The following is a 20682-nucleotide window of genomic DNA, read 5'->3' as shown; positions in this document are numbered from 1 at the left end:
CCCAGCCGTCACTCGAAGGTATGGCTTTGGGCAAAGGTGATGGATTTCGCGCGGCCGTACGATCCACCGCACGGCCGCGCGAGAAATCGGCGGTGCCGTCAGGCCTCGGCGGCCTTCCGTGCGATGTCCGTACGGTGCTGGGAGCCGTCAAGACGGATACGGCTGACCGCCGCGTAGGCACGCTCGCGGGCCTGCGCCAGGTCCGTTCCGGTCGCGGTGACCGAAAGGACGCGGCCGCCCGCGCTGACGACGGCGTCGCCGTCCCGCTTCGTCCCGGCGTGCAGCACGTACGCGAGCGGGGCGTCCTTCTCGGCGACCTCGTCGAGGCCCTCGATCGGGTCGCCCGTACGCGGGGTCTCCGGGTAGTTGTGCGAGGCGATGACCACGGTGACCGCGGCCTCGTCGCTCCAGGTCAGCGGGGCCTGGTCGTCCAGGGTGCCGTTGGCGGAGTTCAGCAGGACGCCGGCCAGCGGGGTCCGCAGCCGGGCCAGGACGACCTGGGTCTCGGGGTCTCCGAAGCGGGCGTTGAACTCGATGACCCGTACGCCGCGGCCGGTGATCGCCAGACCCGCGTACAGCAGGCCGGAGAACGGCGTGCCCCGGCGGCGCAGCTCGTCGACCGTCGGCTGGAGGACGGTCGCGAGGACCTCCTCGACCAGCTTCGGGTCGGCCCAGGGCAGCGGCGAGTAGGCGCCCATGCCGCCGGTGTTCGGGCCCTCGTCGTCGTCGAGCGCGCGCTTGAAGTCCTGCGCGGGCTGGAGCGGGAGGACGGTGGTGCCGTCGGTGATGGCGAAGAGGGAGACCTCGGGGCCGTCGAGGAACTCCTCGATGACCACCCGGTCGCACGCGAGCGCGTGGGCCCGTGCCTGCGCGAGGTCGTCGGTGACGACGACGCCCTTGCCGGCGGCGAGGCCGTCGTCCTTCACCACGTACGGAGCGCCGAAGGCGTCGAGCGCCTCGTCGATCTCCTCGGGGGTCGTGCAGACGTAGCTGCGGGCGGTGGGCACCCCGGCGCCGGCCATGACGTCCTTGGCGAACGCCTTGGAGCCCTCCAGCTCCGCCGCTGCGCGCGACGGGCCGAAGGCGGGGATGCCGGCCGCGCGGACGGCGTCGGCGACACCGGCGACGAGCGGAGCCTCCGGGCCGACGACGACCAGGCCGGCGCCGAGTTCGGTGGCGAGGCGCGCGACGGCCTCGCCGTCCAGCTGGTCGACGGGGTGCAGCTCGGCGACCTCCGCGATTCCGGCGTTGCCGGGCGCGCAGTGCAGAGCGGTGACGTCGGGATCGAGGGAGAGAGAGCGGCACAGGGCGTGTTCGCGGGCGCCGCCGCCGATGACGAGGACCTTCACGCCAGTCAGGGTAGCCCGACGACCGGGATGCCCCTTGTGCGGGCCACTGAACGAGACGCCCCTACTCGTTCGTGTATTCCTCCACAACCGTGGCTCCGAGCTCGCGCACGATCAGGTCGTGCCCGGAGAGGGCGGAGTCGACGAGGTCCGGATCGTCCTCCTCCGGCACGTCGTCCTCCGGCGCCACGGGCTGCGGCGCGGGCGGTGTGTACGCGGGCGCGGGGGCGGACGGGGGCGCCTGCTGGAACGACGAGGACGGCGGGCCGGACGCGGGCGCGGACGACGCCTGCGGCTGTACGGGGGCGGAAGGCGGGGCCTGCTGGAAGGACGGCGCGGGAGCGGGGGCGGAGGCCTGCGGGCGGCCGAAGCCCCCGGTACCGCCCGATCCGCCGAAGCCGGTCGCGGCGGGCGGCGGCGAGGCCCCGCCCGAGGGGTCGATGATCGCCTCGATCTTCCAGTTCACGTTGAACTGCTCGGCGAGGGCCTGCTTCAGCACCTCCTCGCTGCCGCTGCTCGCGAAGTTGTCACGGGCTCCGGCGTTGAGGAAGCCCAGCTGGAGGGTCGTGCCGTCGAAGCCCGCGACCTGCGCGTTCTGGCTGAGCAGGATCCAGGTGAAGCGGCGCCGGTTCTTCACGGCGTCGAGGATCTGCGGCCAGAGGTTGCGCACCTGGGCGGTGTCACCGCCGCCGCCCGAGGCGGCGGGAGCGGGCGCGGAGGCCTGCGGAGCGGGCTGTGCGTGCACGGGGGCGGCCGGGGCCGGGGCGGCGGGCGTGGACGCACCGGGCCAGGCGCCGGGAGCACCGCCACCCGGGGTGGCCGCACCGGGCCAGGCACCGGGGCGGGGGGCGGAGGGCTGCGCCTGGACGGGCTCGGGTGCGGGTGCCGGGGCGGGCGCGTGTGCGGGTGCGGCCTGCGGCGGTGCCTGTACGGGCATGGGCGCGGGAGCCGGGGCGGGGGCGAGCGGGGGCGGGGCCATCGGCGTGTGGGCGTCGGGCCCGGGGACGTACCCCATGGCGGGCGCGGGCGCGCCGAGCGCTCCAGGCGCTCCAGGCCCTCCGGGCGTGAAGACGGGCGCGGGCCCGCCGGCCGCACCACGCTCCAGCCGGTCGAGGCGTGCCTGCACGGAACGCTCGTCGTCGAAGGCGGCGGGCAGCAGCACGCGCGCGCAGATGAGCTCCAGCTGGAGCCGGGGCGAGGTGGCGCCCCGCATCTCGGTCAGACCGGTGTTGACCAGGTCGGCTGCCCTGCTGAGCTCGGCGGCCCCGAACACGGACGCCTGCGCCTGCATGCGCTCGATCACATCGGCCGGGGCGTCGATGAGCCCCTTCTCGGCGGCGTCGGGCACGGCGGCAAGGATCACCAGGTCGCGCAGCCGCTCCAGGAGGTCGGCGACGAAGCGGCGCGGGTCGTTGCCGCCCTCGATGACCGTGTCGACGACCTCGAACGCGGCGGCGCCGTCACCTGCGGCGAAGGCCTCCACGACCGCGTCGAGCAGCGTGCCGTCCGTGTAGCCCAGCAGTGAGGTGGCCATCGCGTACGTCACACCGTCGGCGGCGGCTCCGGCGAGGAGCTGGTCCATGACGGACATCGAGTCACGCACGGAACCGGCGCCGGCGCGCACGACGAGCGGCAGCACGCCGTCCTCGACGGGAATGCCCTCACGCCCGCAGACGTCGCGCAGGTACTCCCGCAGGGTGCCGGGCGGGACGAGACGGAAGGGGTAGTGGTGGGTCCGGGACCGGATGGTCCCGATCACCTTCTCGGGCTCGGTCGTGGCGAAGATGAACTTGAGGTGCTCCGGCGGCTCCTCGACCACCTTCAGCAGGGCGTTGAAGCCCGCCGGGGTGACCATGTGGGCCTCGTCGATGATGTAGATCTTGTACCGGCTCGACGCGGGGCCGAAGAAGGCCTTCTCGCGCAGGTCACGGGCGTCGTCCACACCACCGTGGGAAGCGGCGTCGATCTCGATGACGTCGATCGACCCCGGCCCGTTCCGCGCGAGGTCACGGCAGGACTGGCACTCCCCGCAGGGCGTGGGCGTGGGCCCCTGCTCACAGTTCAGACACCGCGCGAGAATGCGCGCACTGGTCGTCTTGCCACAGCCGCGGGGCCCGCTGAACAGGTACGCGTGATTGACCCGGTTGTTCCGCAGGGCCTGCTGCAACGGGTCGGTGACATGCTCCTGCCCAATGACCTCGGCGAAGGACTCGGGGCGATAGCGGCGGTAGAGCGCGAGAGACGACACATGTACGAGGTTATAGGCGCCCACCGACAACCCGGGAAAAACCGTCGTCGGCGACGGGCGGGGGCGGCGGTCCAGGGGTACGGGGACGGGTACGGGTACGGGTACAGCTACGGGTACGGCTACGGCCGAGGCAGCCGACCCGGGCCCGACGCGGGTCAGGCCCGTCAGGCGCCGGGGTCCACGTCGTACGGGGAGAGAACGCAAGCGCCCCCCACGCACCTGCCAGAGCCGACCTACCCTTGCTGCCTTCCGGCCCTGGGGGAGTTCAGTCAGATAGCACCGCGTGAGGGGCTTCGCCCAGAGTACCCGATGCCGAACACCCGGAAGCCCCACACCCCTGACTCCGCCTGGGCCCCCCGCCGGGTCCCCTCACGGAACCTCTGAGGGAACCCCCCGGGACGGCCGGCGGACACGTCCGCGAGGACGTCCGTGAAGACGTCCGTGCAGACGTCCGTGAAGACGTCGCCGGCGGGACCACCGGACACACCTCCGACCCCCTCCTCACCCCCTCACCACTCCCCACCAGGATCGAGTTCGCGAGCACCCTCTTCGGTCATGTAATGTTCGCCGCGGAGGATTCGCCTAGAGGCCTAGGGCGCACGCTTGGAAAGCGTGTTGGGGGCAACCCCTCACGAGTTCGAATCTCGTATCCTCCGCCATTGCTCTCACCGGGCAATTCGTTGAAGGGCCCCACCGTTCGCGGTGGGGCCCTTCGGCGTTGTCCGGGGCCACCGGCGTTCCGATGCCTACACGGGGCAGGGGCGGTACTCGAGGCTGAGTTCGCGGTCGACGGCGTAGCTCGTGCGCATCGACGCGTCGATCACCTGCTGCCAGGAGCCGTACTTGGCGTAGAGCTGGTCCGCGGTCGGGCCGAGCGGGTTGCCGTACTTGGCGATGTTCCGCTGCTCGAGGATCCGGACCTCCTCCGGAGTCATGCCGGCGCGGGTGATCTCCTTGGCCTGGTTCCGCATGTCGACCAGCTCCCGGGCGATCTCCTCGTCCGTGGCACCCGCCTCACGCATGGCGGCTTCCGTGCGGTGCATGTCCTCGAGGAGCCCGTGGTACCGCATCCGGGTCCGCTGGGCCTCGACCTTCTGGTCCATCGGCAGCACGCGAATCCGGCAGACGACGGGGTCGGTGCTGGGACAGGGGTCGTCGGCGGACACGGGCCGGGCGAGCGGGGACGTGATGACCGACCCACACGCCTCGACGGCACCCGCACCGGCGGAACCCGCGGTTCCGAGAAGGGCGACGGCGGCGACGAAGGGGAGGAGGGCGCGACGGAGCGCGGAGGGGGAGGGGGAGGGAGATAGGCGCATGCGCGCATCTTTGGGGCTGCCGAGGCACGCCTTCACGGAGGCGCACCGGTGATCACTCCTACGGGGTGGAGGCACCGGCCAGAGGGTTACCCGGTCCCGCGCGGCGGGCTCATTCACCGGATCGGGGGGTGATGAGAGGGAGGGACGTTACTGCGGCTACCGGTGTGTAGTGATGCCGATACTTTCTGTGATGACCAGTCGGCACGACCAAGCAGGGGTTATCGATGAGGAAGTTCGCTACGGCGGTGGTGGCCGCGGGGCTGTTCTTTGGGGGGATGGGGGTGGCGGTCGCGGACTCGTCTTGGCACGAGTTGGTCATGGAGACGCCTGGAGTTGCGTTTGAAGGCAAGTACCAGTGGCAGCCGACGAACAAGGTACCCAGCGGACTTCACTTGAAGGGTCAGCTGCGGGACGAAAACGGTAACGACGGCCACAACGTCTACCTCCGTACCAAGGTCGAGGGCTACGCCTGGGGCGATCTCAAGGGTGTCCAGAAGAAGAGCATCAAGGTCGACAAGGTCTTCTACGACGGAGCCGTTCTGAAGACCAAGAAGGTGCGGTTGCACGCCTGCATCGACCGCGGCTCGCTACGCCCTGACTACTGCTCGCCGGAGCGGCTGTTCTCGCGCAGGTAGTCAACGGTTTCGGGAGCCGCCTACGAGCGGCTCCCCACGCCCAGGGAGCACACCAGCATGGACGTCATCCTCCGCGCCGACGGCGTGGATCTCTTCTACGGCACTGAGCAGGCCGTCAGCAACGCGGATTTAGTGCTCAAGCGCGGCGAGGTGGCCGCCATCATGGGCAGCAGCGGCTCGGGGAAGTCCTCGCTGCTGTATTGCCTCGCAGGGGTCCTGCCACCGACGAATGGCACCGTGACCTTCGACGGGATCCAGCTATCGAGCCTCCCTGACGGCGAGTTGAGCGCCCTGCGTCGCACCCGCCTCGGGTTCGTCTTCCAGTACGGGGAGCTTCTGCCTGAACTGACCGTCGAGGAAAACGCAGCCCTTCCCCTTCGTCTCGCCGGCATCAGCAAGGTTCATGCGCATGCTGTGGCCGCACAGGTGCTGGGGCGGCTCGGGATGGGCGATCTGCTGCGGCGCAGGACCTCGAAGTTGTCCGGGGGCCAGAGTCAGCGTGTCGCGGTCGCACGCGCTCTGGTCCACCGGCCTGACGTGGTGTTCGCTGACGAGCCAACCGGGGCACTCGACAGCGCCAACGCGGCTGCCGTATTGGAGGAGTTTCTCCAGCTAGCACGCAGACAGAGGACAGCAGTGGTCATCGTCACGCACGATTCCGATGTCGCCGCGCGGGCCGATACGCAGTACACGATGTCGGATGGCGTTCTGGCCCAACGGGTGACGGTGTGAACGCGTTCGCCCTCGGATTGCGACTGTTATGGGGAAGCGGCCGCCGGGGGCGGGTGCGCTTCCTCCTGATGGCGCTGGGCTCAGCGCTCGGAGTGGCCTGCCTGGCTGCAGTGCTCACCATTCCCTCGATCCTTGCCGCACATGACGCACGCACGGCCGCTCGTGAACCGAACCCGGGGACGAGTAACACTCTGTACCAAGAGTTCCGGGATCCGTATGGGTCACAGCCACTTCACCGGGTCTTCGTCGCGCGTACAGGCTCCGGGCCCAGCCCCCTGCCCCCGGGCATCGAGAAGCTGCCCGTCGCTGGCGAGGCCATCGTCTCTCCGAAACTCGGTGAGATTCTTTCCACCAATCCAAGGACGGCAGGTCTTGTTCCGGGACGCGTAACCGGCACCATCGCCCCAGAGGGGCTAGGGGACTCTGAGGATCTCTACGCGTACATCGGCACCATTCCCGCCAAGCTGACCGAAGCAGAGGAACTGGGCAGCTTTGGCGCTGGGCGGTCGTGGCGGCAGATTGTCGAGCCATCGACCCTCGACATCCTTCGATTCACCCTAGGGTGCATCGTGCTGCTCCCACTCGTTATTTTCCTCTCCGTCTGTGCACGACTCTCCGGAGAGTCGCGGGCCCGACGGCTCGCTGCCCTTCGCCTTGTCGGGCTCAGCGTGAAAGACACTTTGCGGGTCAATGCCGGGGAGAGCGTCGCCGCAGCTCTGGTTGGGGCAGTAATCGGCATCGTCGCGTATCTCGGTGTCAACGAGATTGCAGCTCGGCTCGGGTTGCCGGGGCTGCACTGGTATCCCGAGGACGGCCGCCCCTCGGTGGCGACCGTGGCAGTGTGTCTGGTGGGATGTCCCGCGCTCGCGTGGAGCGTAGGGCAGTTCAGTGCAAGGCGAGCGGCCCGTTCGCCAATCAGTGTGAGACGGGCGGGGGAGCCCAAGCCTCCGAAGAAGTTCGGGGCGCTGTTACTGATCCCTGGGGTAGGGGTCATCTCCGGATACTGCGTGCTCAGCGTCATGGGGCGCGACCCGTCCGGAGGGTCGGCCAGTTCTCTGCTGGTGCCTGGTGCTGTCCTGCTGACCGGCGCCGGGCTCGTCTTTGGGTTGGCGCCCATCACCGCGTGGCTCGCACGACGGCTGGCCGGGGTGGCCAAATCGCTGCCGTTGGCGCTGGCGATGCGGCGTACCGAGGTAGACCCAGGTTCATCGCTGCGCGTGGTTACCGGCCTTGTTCTGCTGGTGTTCGGTGCCTCGCTTACGCAAGGTGTGCTCATCGAACTGGGTCAAGCCAGCCGGCGGACTGCACCTCTCCAGGAGTACAACGTCCATCTGAGCGGCCTGGATTCAAATCAACGGATGGCGCTCACAAAGGTGCCACGGGTGCGGACGCAGGTGGTCTCATACAGCTCCTGGGATCCGCTGGACGGCAGCGATGTGCCCCATGCCAATCTCGTGGTTGCGACCTGCGCTCAGCTCTCCGCATCTACACAGCACGCCACAGGCTGCGTAGACGGCAGGATCATGCAGTTGCGCGACCAGCGTTCGAACTTCGCGTACGACCCGAAGGCTGGAGAGCGCTACCCATTTGCATTGAAGGACGGGCGAAAAGCCATTTTCACCGTGCCCCGCGAAAGGGTCGAAGTACTTCCCTGGGACGTCTCCGTCTTCGATTCGGGCGCCCTGATCGTGCCCCCGTCCCTCCTCCCAGCCCCCCTCGCCGATTCCTCCGGCACCCTCACCCTCGTGAGCGACTCCGACCCCGCCACCATCCGCGCCGTTCTCGACGGCATCGGGGCCGTTGCGCCTACCTCGGCCGTCGAGCCCGTCGGGATCGTCATCGACTCGCTCGCTCAGCTCACCGTCATTCGGAGTCTGCTTGTCGTCGGGATGGTGCTCGGGTTGGTCATCGGGGTGGCCGCGTTCGTCGTGTCCGTGGCCGATCGGGCCCTGGAGCGGCGGGGGCAGGTGACCGCGTTGGCGTTGCTGGGGGCTCGGGCCGGGACGTTGCGGGGGGTGCAGGTGCTGCAGGTGTTGTTGCCGCTCGGGGTGGGGCTGGGGGGTGCCGTCGTTGCCGGGTGGCTGGCCGAGTCCAGTTATCTGATCACCGGGGGTGGCGCCGTGCACTGGGACTGGGAGGGGCTGCCCCTGCTGTTCGCCTGCGCGCTCGGTGTGCTGCTCGTCGCCGCGCTCGCCTCCGTGCCCATGGTGCGGCGGCACATCGACCCCGAGCACATCCGGCGGGATTGATCTTGCGGCACCGATGAGTTTTCGGTGGAGTGGGGGTCCTGTCCGTTGTCCGCAGTCGCCCCACTCCCACCACCCAGGAGACTCCCGTGGCCGAGAACGTCGTCAAGGGTCCCGCCAGCTACTTCCCCTCCATCGAGAAGAAGTACGGCCGGCCCGTCTCCGAGTGGCAGGACCTCATCCGTTCCTCGCCGCTCACCAAGCACATGGAGCTGGTCTCCTGGCTGAAGGCCGAGCACGGGCTGGGTCACGGGCACGCCAACGCGCTCGTGGCCCACACCCTTGCCGAGGGGAAGTGACCCCCGCCCTCACGCCGCCAGTCGGTGGCCCGTCCGCGCGTTGACCCTCGCCGTCAGCGCCGCGGTCGCCAGCGCCGCGGTCGTGCCCGCCACCAGGGCCGTCCACCACAGCACCGACGGGCCCAGCGTCGTGTACGTCGCCACCCCCAGCGTGAGCGCCGCGAAGCGTGCCAGCCCCCACGTCCAGCTGAAAGCGCCCTGGTAGCGGCCCCTTGCGTGGGCCGGCGCCAGGTTGGCGACCACGCCCGCGGCGATGCCCGCCACCACCACCTCGCCGAGGGACCAGACGACCACGGACACCGTGTAGCCCGCGACCCCGTCCGCCGTTCCGGTCAGCGCCACCCCGCCCGCGATCAGCGTCCCGCCCGCGCCCTGCACCGCCAGCTGCGGGAACCTCGCCAGTCGCGCCGTCACGAACGGCTGCAGCGCCACCACCAGGATCGCGTTGACCGCCGCCATCGCCCCGTACACCGCCGGCGACAGGCCGCTGTCGTGGACCGCCAGCGGCAGCGCGACCTCGGTCAGCGAGTACACGAAGAGCTGCACTCCGAAGAGGGGCAGCAGGAGCAGGGCCAGGCGGTCCCTCAGGACCACTCCGTAGCCGATGCCGTCCTTCGTCTCCTCGGGCTTCTCCTGAGGGCTCTCCGCGTCCTTCGGGTCCTTGAGGCGGAGCGCCACCACCAGCGCGTACGCAAGCATCGAGCCCGCGTCCACCGCGAACAGCAGCCAGTAGCCCCGTGCCGCCAGGTAGCCGCCGAGGACGCCCGCCACCGCCGTACCGATGTTCACTCCCCAGCCGAAGAGGGCGTACGCGCGCCGCCGTCGTTCGCTGTCCACCGCGTCCGCGAGCAGCGCGTACGCCGCCGGCGAGACCGTGCTGCCCGCCGCGCTGATCAGCAGCGCCGCCGCCGCCATCGTCCACACACCGGGCGCCAGGAACAGCGCGCCCTGCGCCGCCGACGCTCCGATCAGGCCGATCAGCATCGTCGGGCGGCGTCCGATCCGGTCGGCCAGGATGCCGCCCACGGCCGGGCCCAGGAGGTTGCCCGCGCCGAGGGCTCCCAGGACGTACGAGGTCTCCGCGCCCGTCACTCCGCGCGCGGCCAGGAAGAAGACCAGGAACGGCGTCACGAGGTAGCCGAGCCGGTTGACGATCGTTCCCGCGAAGATCGTCCAGACGACGGACGGCAGTCCCCTGAACGAGGACGGGACAAGGGACGAGGCAGTGAGAGTGGGCATGCGCCGAGGTTGCCCCTCCCCCGACTCCACCTCCATTGATTAAGCTCTGGCCGAATCCATCGGAACGCCGACGCCGGCCCCGACGCCGGTCCCGGCACCGGTCCCGACGCCGATCAGTTGCGCTCTTTCCTTCTCGTTCGTGGACCCCTAGGACGTGGATCCCTTGGAATCCGGGCTCAGTTTCTCCGCCGCCGACCTCGCCCAGACCCGCTTCGCCGTCTCCCCCATGTGGGAGGTCGTCACCGGCTACCGCGTCCTCGTCGGCGGGCCCGACTCCGGGCCCCATCGGCGCTGGGTCGCCCAGGTCAGGCCCCGGATCGTGCGGGCCGGGCTGGATCGCGGGTGGCTCGCCGCGCTCGTCCCCGACCACGGCTACCTCGCCGACTTCCTCAATCCCACCCCCGCCGGGCCCTTCCCCACCCTCGCCGCCGAGCTCGACGCCGTTCTCCGCACGCCCGCCGACCGGGTACGGGACGATCTCCGCGCCCTGGCGGGAGGTGAGGACCCCGACGGCCGCCCCCGCCTCCGGCACCGTGAGCACCTCCGTCGGCTCCGGCTGCTGCACGACGATCCTGCCGCCGTTCTCCCCAAGGTCGTCGACGAGATCGAGGCCTACTGGGAGCTCGCCCTCGCCCCCTACTGGGCCCGCATCCAGCATGTCCTGGAGGCCGATGTCTTCCATCGGGCCCGGCAGGTCGCCGAGCACGGTTCGGCTCGGGTGCTCAGCGAGCTCCACGACACCGTGCGGTGGGACGACGGCACCCTGCGGCTCGTACGGCGGCACTGCGCGCTCAGTCGCGACCAGGCCGGGTCCGGGCTGCTGCTCGTCCCGTCCGTGTTCGCCTGGCCCCGCGTCCTCACTCGTTCCGTCCCTCCGGACCCGCCTCAACTCGCCTACCCGGCGCGGGGTTTCGGGGCCGTCTGGGAGCCTCGTACCGCCGGCTCCACCGAGGCCGTCGCCGCCGTCCTCGGGCGCTCCCGCACCCTGCTCCTCACCGCGCTCGACACCCCCGCGTCGACCACTCGGCTCGCCGCCCACTGCGGCCTGTCGGCCGCCGGTGTCTCCCAGCACCTGATCGCGCTGCGCAACGCCGGACTCGTCACCGCCCACCGCAGCGGGCGCTCCGTCCTCTACGCCCGCACCGCAGTCGCCGATCAGCTCCTCAACCCGTAGGGGATCATGGAGGGATGACATCTTCCTCCAGTCCCTCCTGGTCACAGCGGTTCGTGGTCCGTGACGGCGTGCGGCTCTCCTGCCGCGACTGGGGCGGCCGGGGTGGCCGGGGCGACCGAGGTGATCGGGGCGGCCGGGGTGACCGGGGCGGCTCCGGGGGCGACGTACTCCTCCTCCACGGGCTCGCCGGGCACGCCGGTGAGTGGGACGACACGGCCCGGCTCCTCAGGGACTCCGGCCATCGCGTCGTCGCCCTCGACCAGCGCGGGCACGGCGACAGCGAGCGGAACCCCGCCGACGGGGACGTCTCGCGCGCCGCGTACGTCGCCGACACCGTCGCCGTCATCGAACAACTCGGCCTGGAGCGGCCCGTGTTGATCGGACAGTCACTGGGCGGGAGCACCGCCCTCCTCACCGCCGCCGCCCACCCCGGCCTGACGCGCGCCCTCGTCCTCGTCGAGGCCGGACCCGGCGGGGCGAACCCCGGCGTCCAGGAACAGATCGGCGGCTGGCTGCGGGCCTGGCCGGTGCCGTTCCCCTCGCGGGCGGTGGCCGTCGCGTACCTCGGCGGTGGCACGGACGCCGTGGGCGAGGGCTGGGCGAGCGGGCTCGAAGAGCGGGCCGACGGGCTGTGGCCGCGCTTCGACCCCGAGGTCATGGTCCGGTCCCTCGACGAGAACGCCACCCGCGCCTTCTGGGACGAGTGGTCCTCCCTCACCTGCCCCACCCTCGTCGTCCTCGGGCAGGGCGAACACGGTGGGATCGTCGGGGCCGAGGAGTACGCGGAGATGGCCCGCCGCCGGCCCGCGCTGCACGGCACCAGCCTGCCCGGTATCGGCCACGACGTGCACCTGGAGCGGCCCGGGGTCCTCCACCGGCTGATCGTCGACTTCCTCGCGGCCCCCGGCTCTTGCCTTGGAGCGCACTCGAATTCCTAGAGTGCGCGCATGCGCTATCGGGTACTCGGCGGGACCGGGTTCGAAGTAAGTACGTACTGCCTCGGCACCATGATGTTCGGTGCCGTCGGCAATCCTGACCACGCGGATTCCGTACGGGTCATCCATGCCGCCCTCGACCGGGGCATCAACTTCGTCGACACCGCCGACATGTACTCCTCCGGCGAGTCCGAGGAGATCGTCGGCAAGGCACTGCGCGACTCCAGCCGGCGGGACGCGACCGTCCTCGCCACCAAGGTGTACTTCCCCGTCGGCGACGAGGGTCCCAACCGGGGTGGCCTCTCGCGCCGTTGGATCACCCGGGCCGTCGAGAACAGCCTCAAGCGGCTCGGCACCGACTGGATCGACCTCTACCAGGTCCACCGGCCCGACCACCGCACGGACATCGAGGAGACCCTCGACGTCCTCGGCGATCTCGTCGGCCAGGGCAAGATCCGGGCGTTCGGCTGCTCCACCTTCCCCGCCGAGGAGATCGTCGAGGCCCACGCCGTCGCCGAACGGCGCGGCCTGCGCCGCTTCCGCTCCGAGCAGCCGCCGTACTCGCTGCTGGCGCGGGGCGTCGAGGCCTCCGTCCTGCCCGTCGCCCAGCGGTACGGGATGGGTGTCCTGACCTGGGCTCCGCTCGCCTCCGGCTTCCTCACCGGCAAGTACCGCAAGGGACAGCCGATCGACCTCACCCGCGGGCGCGCCGCGCTCACCCCGCACCGCTTCGACCCGGCGCTCCCGGGCAACGCCGCCAAGCTCGACGCCGTCGAGGAGTTCATCGCGCTCGCCGACGAGATCGGCTGCTCCCTGCCCGAGCTCGCCCTCGCCTTCGCCGCCTCGCACCCGGCCGTGACGTCGGTCATCATCGGGCCGAGGACGATGGACCAGCTGGAGGGGCTGTTGAAGGGCGCGCCCGTCGTCCTCACGGACGAGGTCCTGGACCGGATCGACGCGATCGTGCCGCCGGGCACGAACCTCTACCGCGCGGACGGCGCCTGGCAGCCGCCCTTCCTCACCCAGTCCGCGCTGCGGCGTCGACCGCTGGAGGAGCGGGCGGCCGGCTAAGGGGGAGCTGATCCCGGTGGGGCGACTGGGCCGACAGGGCCACTCGGCCTCGCCGAAGGCGGCAGAGCCGACAAGGCCACCCGGCCTCGCCGGGGTGGGGCGGCAGCGCCTGCTCCGGCCGCCCTCGCCCCCTCGCGAACCGCTCCGCCGGCCCTCACCCCCTCGTGAACTGCTCCGTGCCCACCACCCCGAGCAGCGCCAGCCGCTCCCCCGCGTCCGTGCCCGGCGGCGGGGTGAACAGGACGAGGCGCTGCTCGCCCTCCGGGGCGAGCAGCACCTGGCAGTCCAGGTCCACCGGGCCGATCACCGGGTGCGTGACCCTCATCCGGTTGTGCCGGCGGACCGCCACCTCGTGTCGTTCCCACAGCTCCGTGAACTCCTCGCTCGCCCCCCGCAGCCGCTCCACCAGCCGGGTCACCGCGGGATCGCCCGAGCGGCGGCCGAACGCCGCGCGCAGATCGGCGACATGGAGGCGGCTGTGGTACGCGTGCTCCTCGGCCGGGTACGCCGTCCGGGCCTCCGGATCGGCGAACCAGCGCCACGCCACGTTCCGGCCGTGCTCCGACACCGTGCACACCCCGCCGAGCAGCGCGCGGGCCATCTCGTTCTGCGCGAGTACGTCCCCCAGATCGCTCAGGACCTGCGCGGGCGTGGTCCGCAGCTGGTCCAGGAGGTGGAGCAGGCCGGGTGAGACATGGTCGCCGGCCGTCGGGCCCGCCGGCGGGCGGTGCCCCGCCAGGAGGTACAGGTGGTCGCGCCCGTCGGTGTCGAGGCGCAGCGCGCGGGCGAGCGCGGCGAGCATCTGCGGCGAGGGCTGCGGGCCGCGGGCCTGCTCCAGGCGGATGTAGTAGTCGGAGGACATCCCGGCCAGCTGGGCGACCTCCTCGCGGCGCAGTCCGGGCGTACGGCGCCGGGGCCCCACCGGGAGGCCCACGTCCTGCGGCCGGACCCGGTCGCGGGTACGGCGGAGGAAGTCGGCGAGTTCACGGCGGTCGATCGTCGTCATGCGGTCATCCTCGCGGATCTTCGTCGGGGGCTCCTCCGGGCCCTCCAACGGGCCCGCGCAGCACCGTCGCACGTCTTCCCGAGCTGATCCAGGGACTGCCGGTCCCAGGGTCGGAAGGGCTCTCCCGTCCCCTTCCGGCGGGAGGCAGGGTTCCGGGTGTCGGCCAACGACACCCCTCCCGACCCACCCCTTCCTCACCTCTTGGAGCGCCCTCATGGCCACCGTCACCGTCGGCACCGCCCTCGTCCGCTACGACGTCGAAGGTTCGGGCGACGGGCCCGCCCTTCTCCTCGTCCACGGCACCGGATCCGGTGGCGCCGTCGTCAACTGGGGGCAGACCACTCCCCGTTTCGCCACCGGCCGTACGGTCGTCACCCTGGACCTGTCCGGCGCCGACCGGACCGTGGACGACGGTGGTCCGCTGACCGTCGAGTCGCTCGCCGCGCAGGTGATCGCCGTGATCGAGGACGCGGGCACCGGCCCCGTGGACCTGCTCGGGTTCTCCATGGGCTCCCCGGTCTCGGCGGCCGTCGCGGCCCTCCGCCCGGACCTGGTCCACCGGCTCGTCCTGGTCGCGGGGTGGGCGCACACCGAGGGCGACGAGTACCTGCGGAACCTGTTCACGCTCTGGCAGCGGCTCGGGGAGTTCGATCCGGCGGGCTTCGGGCGGAGCGTGACCATGACCGGGTTCAGCCGCGGGTTCCTCAATTCCGTGGGCCGCGAGGGCGTCGAGGCGCTCATCCCCAACATGCCGCCCACCCCGGGCACGCTGCGGCACGTGGCACTCGACCTGGAGGTCGACATCCGGGCGCTGCTGCCCCGGATCACGGCGCCGACGCTGGTCGTGGGGTGCGCGCAGGACGCCACCGTGCCGGTGGAGAACAGCCGGGAGCTGCACGCGGCCATCGGCGGCAGCGCGTACGCCGAGATCGACGCCGGGCATGTCGTCTTCTTCGAGAAGGAGGACGAGTTCGTGGCGACCGTGACGGATTTCCTCGTCCCCGTCGGGGTGTGAGGCCATGCTTGGCCGCATGGGTGAGAAGCGGAAGAGGACGATCGACGCCGCCGAGCGCAGGGCGCGGCTCGGGCTCCGGCACAGGCTGGCCGGGAGTGCGCGGGCCGGGTCGGCGGAGGAGGTCGCGGAGTCGCTCGTCGCGCTGCACGGGACGGACCCGGCGAGTGTGTTCCTCGCCGTGGGGGCGCGGCTGGCGGGGAAGGCCGGGCCCGTGGCGGACGTCGAGCGGGCGCTGTACGAGGAACGGTCGCTGGTCCGGATGCACGGCATGCGGCACACGGTCTTCGTCCTCCCCGCCGCGCTCGCCCCGGCCGTCCAGGTCTCGACGACCGGTCCGGCCGCCGTCCGTGAACGCGGCACGCTGATCCAGCACTTGGCGGCCGGGAGCGACTTCGACGCCGCCTGGCTGGCGGAGACCGAGCGGCTCGTCCTCGCCGAGCTGGCCGTACGGGGCGAGGCGACCGGGGCCGAACTCGGCAAGGCCGTACCGGTGTTGAGATCGACGTACGTGTACGGGAAGGGCACCCGGCAGGAGGGTGTCCAGTCCGTCGCGAGCCGGGTGCTGCGGGTGCTCGGCATGGAGGGGCGGATCGTGCGGGGCCGGCCGCTGGGCACGTGGACGTCCAGCCGGTTCCGGTGGGCGCGCCCCGCCGGTCCCGACGCCCGGCCGGATCCCCTTGCCTCCCGGGATCCCGGTCCGGCAGCCCTTCAGGATCCCGGTCCCGCGTCGGCGCGGGCCGCACTGATCCGGCGGTGGCTCCGGGCCAGCGGGCCCGCCACCGAGGCGGATCTGAAGTGGTGGACGGGGTGGAAGGTGACGGATGTGCGCGGGGCGCTCGCCGCGGTCGGGGCGCTGCCGGTGACCCTCGACGAGGGGACCGGCTTCGTCCTTCCCGACGACCTCGACCCCGTGTCGGAGCGGGCGGAGGAGCCGGAGCCGTGGGCGGCGCTGCTGCCCGCGCTCGATCCGACGGCGATGGGCTGGCAGGCCCGTGACTGGTACCTGGACCCGGAGCACCGGGCGGCGCTGTTCGACCGCAGCGGGAACATCGGGCCGACGGTGTGGTGGGACGGCCGGATCGTCGGCGGCTGGGCGCAGCGCCCGGACGGCGAGATCGTCCACCGGATGCTGACGGACGCGGGCTCAGCGGCCGGGCGGGTGATCGGCGCGGAGGCGGAGCGGCTCGCGGGGTGGATCGGGGACGTACGGGTGACGCCTCGGTTCCGTACGCCGCTGGAGCGGGAGTTGGGCGCCTGAGCGCGGTTCGCCCCGCTTCCGGGATCAGTGGCGCGTGTAGAGGCCCGGGACGCCCAGGTCCGCGAGACCGTCCAGGACCAGGTCCACGCCGACGGCGGCGAGCAGCAGGCCGAGCAGACGGCCGAGGAGCTCGATCGTGGCGTGGTGGGTGCGGCGCAGGGCGGGGGCGAGCAGCAGGACGCAGATCAGGTCGAGCGCGATGACGGACACGTACGCGCCGACGACGGTCGAGCGCCAGGTGAAGGAGTCGCGGGCGGCCGCCTCGATGAGCACGGCCGTCATGGCGAGCGGGCTGACCACGTACGGGATGAGCAGCTCGCGCACGGCGCTCGTCAGGTCGGGGGCGTCCTGCTGGGTGGTGCCGGTGCCGAAGTGGAGGCCGAGGACGAGCCCGACGGCGTAGATGAAGAAGATGACGCCGCCGGCGAGCTGGAGCGCGGGGGTGCTGATGTGGAAGACGTTCAGCACCCAGGGGGCGGTGATGCCGATGACCAGGCCGACGAGGACGGCCGCGCCCGAGGAGATGAGGGCGACGGTCCTCAACTGGCTCACCGGGTGGACCTGGGCGAGGCCGGCGAAGGAGAGGAGGACCTTCGGGGGGCCGACGACGGAGAAGAAGGTGATGAAGGCGGCGGAGTAGCTGAAGGCGTTCACACGCAGATCATCGTGCGGGCGGGTGATTTCTCCGGTTTTTCCGGCCGCGGCCCGCGCGGTGTCGAGAACCGGCCCTCCGCTCCGACTGTCCTGCGAGAGGCAGTACGCGGCACCCCCCGAAAGCGGGGAACCGGCCGCACAGGACGTGAGGACGAGGAGGACGTCATGAAGTACCTGGTGATGGTGCAGGGCAGTGAGGCCGACTACGAGGCCATGGTGGGCCGCCCCACCGACGACAGCCCCGCCTGGACCAAGCCGGACCTCAAGGCGATGTTCGAGCACATGAACGCGATCAACGAGGAGCTGTCGGCGAAGGGCGAGATGCTCGACGCCCAGGGCCTGGCGGCCCCGTCCACGGCCCGTTTCGTGACGGTGGACGGCGACGGGAAGCCGGTCGTCACCGACGGCCCCTACGCGGAGACCAAGGAGGTCATCGCGGGCTACTGGCTCCTCGACTGCGCCTCCCTGGAACGCGTGACGGAGATCGCCGCCCAGGTGGCCCGCTGCCCGCAGCCCTCCGGCGCCCCGGAGTACGCGGTGGTCATCCGCCCGGTCGACGAACGGGGCCCGAGCCAGGACTGACCCCCGATTCCGCTTCCTCGCACCCGGCGCTGTCCGTACCGGGTGCGAGGATCGCCGCGTGGATATCGGACCCCTCGTTCTTCGACAGTTCACGGCTCCGGATGATGTCTCCCCGGAGCTGCGGGACGAACTCATCGAGTGCTGGATCGAGGTGACCAACGCGGGTGGCGCGGCGGGTTTCCCCTTCCCGCCGATCGGCACGGACCTGGCCGGCCCCGCGGTCGACGCCCTCGTCGCGGGCCTCGGCCCCGGGTCGAGCCGTCTTCTGGTCGCGTCGGTCGACGGCGGCCTCGCCGGATGGCTGCACGTCCGCCGCGACGACTTCCGGCTCGTGGCGCACTGGGGGACGCTCCACCACGTCCAGACCCGGACGGGTCTGCGCGGGCGCGGGATCGGGGCCGCCCTCATGTCCCGCGTACGGGAGATCGCCCGCGACGAGATGGGGCTCGAGCAGCTCCGGCTCGCCGCGCGCGGCGGCGTCGGCCTGGAGGCCTTCTACGGGCGGCTCGGCTGGCGGGAGGTCGGACGGTGGCCCGGGGCGCTTCGGCTGGCGCCCGGGGACGACCGGGACGAGGTCCTGATGATGTTGGCCCCGCTCTGAACCGAGCACGTCTCCGGGATCGGTTCAGTGCATCCCGTGCGGGCCGCCCGTCAGGTGGGGGCGGCCCCTTGGGATGAGGAGGGGGGCGGCGAGGGCGGCGGTGGCCGCTGTGGCGGTGCAGAGGGTGTACGCGGCGGTCAGGCCGGTGGGGGTCGGGGTGGTCGTGGCGGTCAGGGCCAGGGTGGAGACGAGCGCGACGCCGATGGAGCCGCCCAGTTCGTGGAAGGTGTTCACGATGCCGGAGGCGAGGCCCGCCTCGGTGGGGGCGATCAGGCCCAGGGCCGTCGTCGTCGCCGTGACGAAGACCGCGCCGAGGCCGAGCGACGCCGTCGCGAGGGACGGGAGGAGCGTGGTCCACGGGCCGGACGCGGGGTCGACGAGGACCAGCGGGAGGCAGCCGAGGGCCGCCACCGTCAGGCCTCCCGTCGCGCAGACGCGCGGGCCGGCCGTGCTCACCAGGCGGGAGCCCAAGTGGGCGCCGATCGCCGTGGTGAGGGCCACCGGGAGGAACAGCAGGCCGGTGCGGAGGGCGCCGAGGTGGTGGAGGTGCTGGAGGTGCATCGAGCCCAGGAAGAAGAACGAGATCAGCAGCGCCGTCGCGACCAGCATGAGGAGTGAGCCCACGACGACGGGTCGCCGGGTGAGCATCCGCAGGTCCATCAGCGGGGTGCGGGCCTTCCGTTCGGTCGCCGCGAAGGCTGCGTAGAGGACGAGCGCGCCCAGGAGGGGCAGCAGCGTCGCCGTCGACGTCCAGCCGGAGTCGCCCGCCGTGACCAGGCCGTAGACGAGTGCGCCGGTCGCCGTCGTGACGAGGAGGGCGCCGGGGACGTCGAGTCCCGCGCCGCGCCGCGCGGGCCGCGCCGTCGCCGGTACGAACCTGGGGAGGGCCGCCAGGACCGCGAGGCCCACCGGGACGTTGACGTAGAAGATCCACGGCCAGCCGGGGCCCGAGGTGAGCGCGCCGCCGAGCAGGACGCCCACCGCCGATCCCGTACCGCCGACGGCCGCCCAGACGCCCAGCGCCCTGGGCTTCTCCGGGCCGTGGAACACCGTCGTGACCAGGGCGAGGGCCGCCGGGGAGAGCAGCGCGGCGCCGATGCCCTGGACGATCCGGCCGCCGAGGAGCACGCCGGCGTTCGGCGCGAGGCCGCAGGCCAGGGACGCGGCGGTGAAGAGGGCGAGGCCGGTGAGGAGGACCCGGCGGGCGCCGAGGGCGTCGGCGAGGCGTCCGCCGAGGAGCATGAGCCCGCCGAAGCAGAGGGTGTACGCGGTGACGACCCAGGTCAGAGTCGAGCGTCCGAGGTCGAGGTCGGTGGCGAGCGCGGGCAGCGCGACGTTCACCACGGTCACGTCGAGGACGAGCATGAACTGGGCCGCGCAGATCAGCGCGAGGGCTTTCCAGCGGCGGGGGTCGGGGCGGGGGTGGCTGTGGGGCCGCCCGGGCGCCTGGTCGTGGGCAGGGGAGGGTACGGCGGGGTGGGTGGACATAACTGAACTGTACGGCACAGTACAGTTGAACTCAAGAGTACAGTTTCCTGGATAGGGTGGGGCCATGGACGCCCAGCCCGCACCGGCCACCGACCCCGCACCGGCGACCGAGCCCTCCGCCGAGCCCGCTCCGGCCCCCAAGCCCGCCCCCACCGGCCCCCGCGCAGCCCGCAAGCGGCAGGCGATCGTGCGGGCCGCCCGCGACCTCTTCCTCCGCGAGGGCTTCGGCGTCGGCATGGACGCCATCGCCGCCGAGGCCGGCGTCTCCAAGGTGACCGTCTACAACCACTTCGGCAGCAAGGAAGCCCTCTTCACCGCCGTCGTCGCGGGCGCCCTCGACGAGCCGCTCGGCCCCGGCGGCCAGGGCGGCGAAGGGCCGGCCGGCGGGCCCGATCTCGCGCGGCTCGTCGACGCCGACGGCCCCGAAGCGCTCAAGGCCGCCCTCACCGACGCCGGCCGCGCCTGGGGCCGGGCCGTACGCGCCGACACCGAGGGCCGCGCCCTGCGCACCCTCGTCGCCACCGAGGTCCACCGCTTCCCCGAGCTGGGCCGCGCCTGGCGCGCGCACGGCCCGGCCGGCCACCACCCCGCCGTCACGAACGCCCTGCGCACCCTCGCGGACCGGGGTCTCCTCGACATCCCCGACCTGGAGGTCGCCGTCCTCCAGCTCTACTCGCTGCTGCTCTTCCCGCAGATGGTGTTCGAGCAGCACGGGGCGGAGCTCGGCGACGAACTGTGCGAGCGCCTCGTCGTGGACGGGGCCGAGATGTTCCTCCGCCGGTACGCGCCCGCACCCGGGTCCTGACCCGGGACCCCGCCCCGGCCCCGGCCCGC

At 72.0% G+C, this 20682-nt stretch carries 19 protein-coding genes, 1 tRNA gene and 1 other RNA gene; 13 read left to right on the top strand and 8 right to left on the bottom strand.

Going from position 1 to position 20682, the window contains the following annotated elements:
* Window positions 1-98: 98 nt before the first annotated feature.
* The 3 genes from purD to ffs form a co-directional block, all read right to left on the bottom strand.
* Window positions 99-1349, bottom strand: coding sequence for a phosphoribosylamine--glycine ligase (gene purD, locus OG392_RS19320; protein WP_329281050.1), 1251 nt, complete (start codon window positions 1347-1349; stop codon window positions 99-101).
* A 61-nt stretch (window positions 1350-1410) separates the two neighbouring features.
* Window positions 1411-3594 carry a DNA polymerase III subunit gamma and tau gene (locus tag OG392_RS19315; protein WP_329281048.1) on the bottom strand — a complete coding sequence of 728 codons (2184 nt, stop codon included), beginning with the start codon at window positions 3592-3594 and terminating at the stop codon, window positions 1411-1413.
* Window positions 3595-3791: 197 nt separating this feature from the next.
* Window positions 3792-3890, bottom strand: an RNA gene (gene ffs / locus OG392_RS19310) — signal recognition particle sRNA small type.
* Window positions 3891-4165: 275 nt separating this feature from the next.
* Between ffs and OG392_RS19305 the strand changes: the two genes are divergently transcribed.
* Window positions 4166-4253, top strand: a tRNA-Ser gene (locus tag OG392_RS19305).
* A gap of 87 nt (window positions 4254-4340) precedes the next feature.
* On the opposite strand, the gene OG392_RS19300 is transcribed toward OG392_RS19305, so the two are convergent.
* A complete protein-coding gene (locus OG392_RS19300; RefSeq protein WP_329281046.1) occupies window positions 4341-4913 on the bottom strand; it encodes a hypothetical protein in 573 nt (190 codons plus the stop codon).
* 224 nt (window positions 4914-5137) lie between these two features.
* Between OG392_RS19300 and OG392_RS19295 the strand changes: the two genes are divergently transcribed.
* From OG392_RS19295 to OG392_RS19280, 4 genes are all read left to right on the top strand, one after another.
* Complete coding sequence (locus tag OG392_RS19295) at window positions 5138-5548, top strand: hypothetical protein (protein WP_329281044.1); 411 nt, start codon at window positions 5138-5140, stop codon at window positions 5546-5548.
* Window positions 5549-5605: 57 nt separating this feature from the next.
* A complete protein-coding gene (locus tag OG392_RS19290; RefSeq protein ID WP_329281042.1) occupies window positions 5606-6280 on the top strand; it encodes an ABC transporter ATP-binding protein in 675 nt (224 codons plus the stop codon).
* Entirely contained in the window at window positions 6277-8529 is a 2253-nt protein-coding gene (locus OG392_RS19285; RefSeq protein WP_329281039.1) for an FtsX-like permease family protein, read from the top strand. The genes OG392_RS19290 and OG392_RS19285 overlap by 4 nt, the downstream gene beginning before the upstream one ends.
* An 86-nt stretch (window positions 8530-8615) precedes the next feature.
* A complete protein-coding gene (locus OG392_RS19280; protein WP_030318217.1) occupies window positions 8616-8825 on the top strand; it encodes a DUF4287 domain-containing protein in 210 nt (69 codons plus the stop codon).
* Between the two features lie 9 nt (window positions 8826-8834).
* Here the strand turns inward: OG392_RS19280 and OG392_RS19275 are convergent, their stop codons facing one another.
* Window positions 8835-10064, bottom strand: a complete 1230-nt coding sequence (locus OG392_RS19275; RefSeq protein ID WP_329281036.1) for an MFS transporter — start codon at window positions 10062-10064, stop codon at window positions 8835-8837.
* Between the two features lie 163 nt (window positions 10065-10227).
* On the opposite strand from OG392_RS19275, the gene OG392_RS19270 reads away from it, so the two are divergent.
* The 3 genes from OG392_RS19270 to OG392_RS19260 are packed head-to-tail and all read left to right on the top strand — an operon-like array spanning window position 10228 to window position 13244.
* Entirely contained in the window at window positions 10228-11238 is a 1011-nt protein-coding gene (locus tag OG392_RS19270) for an ArsR/SmtB family transcription factor (RefSeq protein ID WP_329281034.1), read from the top strand.
* A 14-nt stretch (window positions 11239-11252) separates the two neighbouring features.
* A complete protein-coding gene (locus OG392_RS19265; RefSeq protein ID WP_329281033.1) occupies window positions 11253-12176 on the top strand; it encodes an alpha/beta fold hydrolase in 924 nt (307 codons plus the stop codon).
* A 9-nt stretch (window positions 12177-12185) separates the two neighbouring features.
* Entirely contained in the window at window positions 12186-13244 is a 1059-nt protein-coding gene (locus OG392_RS19260; RefSeq protein ID WP_329281032.1) for an aldo/keto reductase, read from the top strand.
* Window positions 13245-13398: 154 nt separating this feature from the next.
* Here the strand turns inward: OG392_RS19260 and OG392_RS19255 are convergent, their stop codons facing one another.
* Window positions 13399-14250 (bottom strand): helix-turn-helix transcriptional regulator, encoded by an 852-nt coding sequence (locus tag OG392_RS19255; protein WP_329281031.1) that lies wholly within the window; start codon window positions 14248-14250, stop codon window positions 13399-13401.
* 214 nt (window positions 14251-14464) lie between these two features.
* On the opposite strand from OG392_RS19255, the gene OG392_RS19250 reads away from it, so the two are divergent.
* Window positions 14465-15265, top strand: a complete 801-nt coding sequence (locus OG392_RS19250) for an alpha/beta fold hydrolase (protein ID WP_329281030.1) — start codon at window positions 14465-14467, stop codon at window positions 15263-15265.
* Window positions 15266-15281: 16 nt separating this feature from the next.
* Window positions 15282-16523 carry a winged helix DNA-binding domain-containing protein gene (locus OG392_RS19245; RefSeq protein WP_329281028.1) on the top strand — a complete coding sequence of 414 codons (1242 nt, stop codon included), beginning with the start codon at window positions 15282-15284 and terminating at the stop codon, window positions 16521-16523.
* Window positions 16524-16547: 24 nt separating this feature from the next.
* Here the strand turns inward: OG392_RS19245 and OG392_RS19240 are convergent, their stop codons facing one another.
* A complete protein-coding gene (locus OG392_RS19240; protein WP_329281025.1) occupies window positions 16548-17177 on the bottom strand; it encodes a MarC family protein in 630 nt (209 codons plus the stop codon).
* Between the two features lie 165 nt (window positions 17178-17342).
* On the opposite strand from OG392_RS19240, the gene OG392_RS19235 reads away from it, so the two are divergent.
* On the top strand, window positions 17343-17759 hold the full coding sequence (locus tag OG392_RS19235; RefSeq protein WP_329281023.1) for a YciI family protein: 417 nt from the start codon (window positions 17343-17345) through the stop codon (window positions 17757-17759).
* A 58-nt stretch (window positions 17760-17817) separates the two neighbouring features.
* Window positions 17818-18360 (top strand): GNAT family N-acetyltransferase, encoded by a 543-nt coding sequence (locus tag OG392_RS19230; protein ID WP_329281021.1) that lies wholly within the window; start codon window positions 17818-17820, stop codon window positions 18358-18360.
* Window positions 18361-18384: 24 nt separating this feature from the next.
* Here OG392_RS19230 and OG392_RS19225 read toward each other — a convergent pair whose 3' ends face one another.
* Complete coding sequence (locus tag OG392_RS19225; RefSeq protein WP_329281019.1) at window positions 18385-19848, bottom strand: MFS transporter; 1464 nt, start codon at window positions 19846-19848, stop codon at window positions 18385-18387.
* Window positions 19849-19912: 64 nt separating this feature from the next.
* On the opposite strand from OG392_RS19225, the gene OG392_RS19220 reads away from it, so the two are divergent.
* The gene (locus OG392_RS19220; protein WP_329281017.1) at window positions 19913-20653 is read left to right on the top strand and encodes a TetR/AcrR family transcriptional regulator; all 741 of its coding nucleotides are present in this window, start codon (window positions 19913-19915) and stop codon (window positions 20651-20653) included.
* Window positions 20654-20682 lie beyond the last annotated feature (29 nt).

The organism is Streptomyces sp. NBC_00691 (assembly GCF_036226665.1).
Lineage (GTDB): Bacteria > Actinomycetota > Actinomycetes > Streptomycetales > Streptomycetaceae > Streptomyces.
Note: the sequence above shows the minus strand (reverse complement) of the source record. Positions and strands in the feature narration are given on the sequence as shown.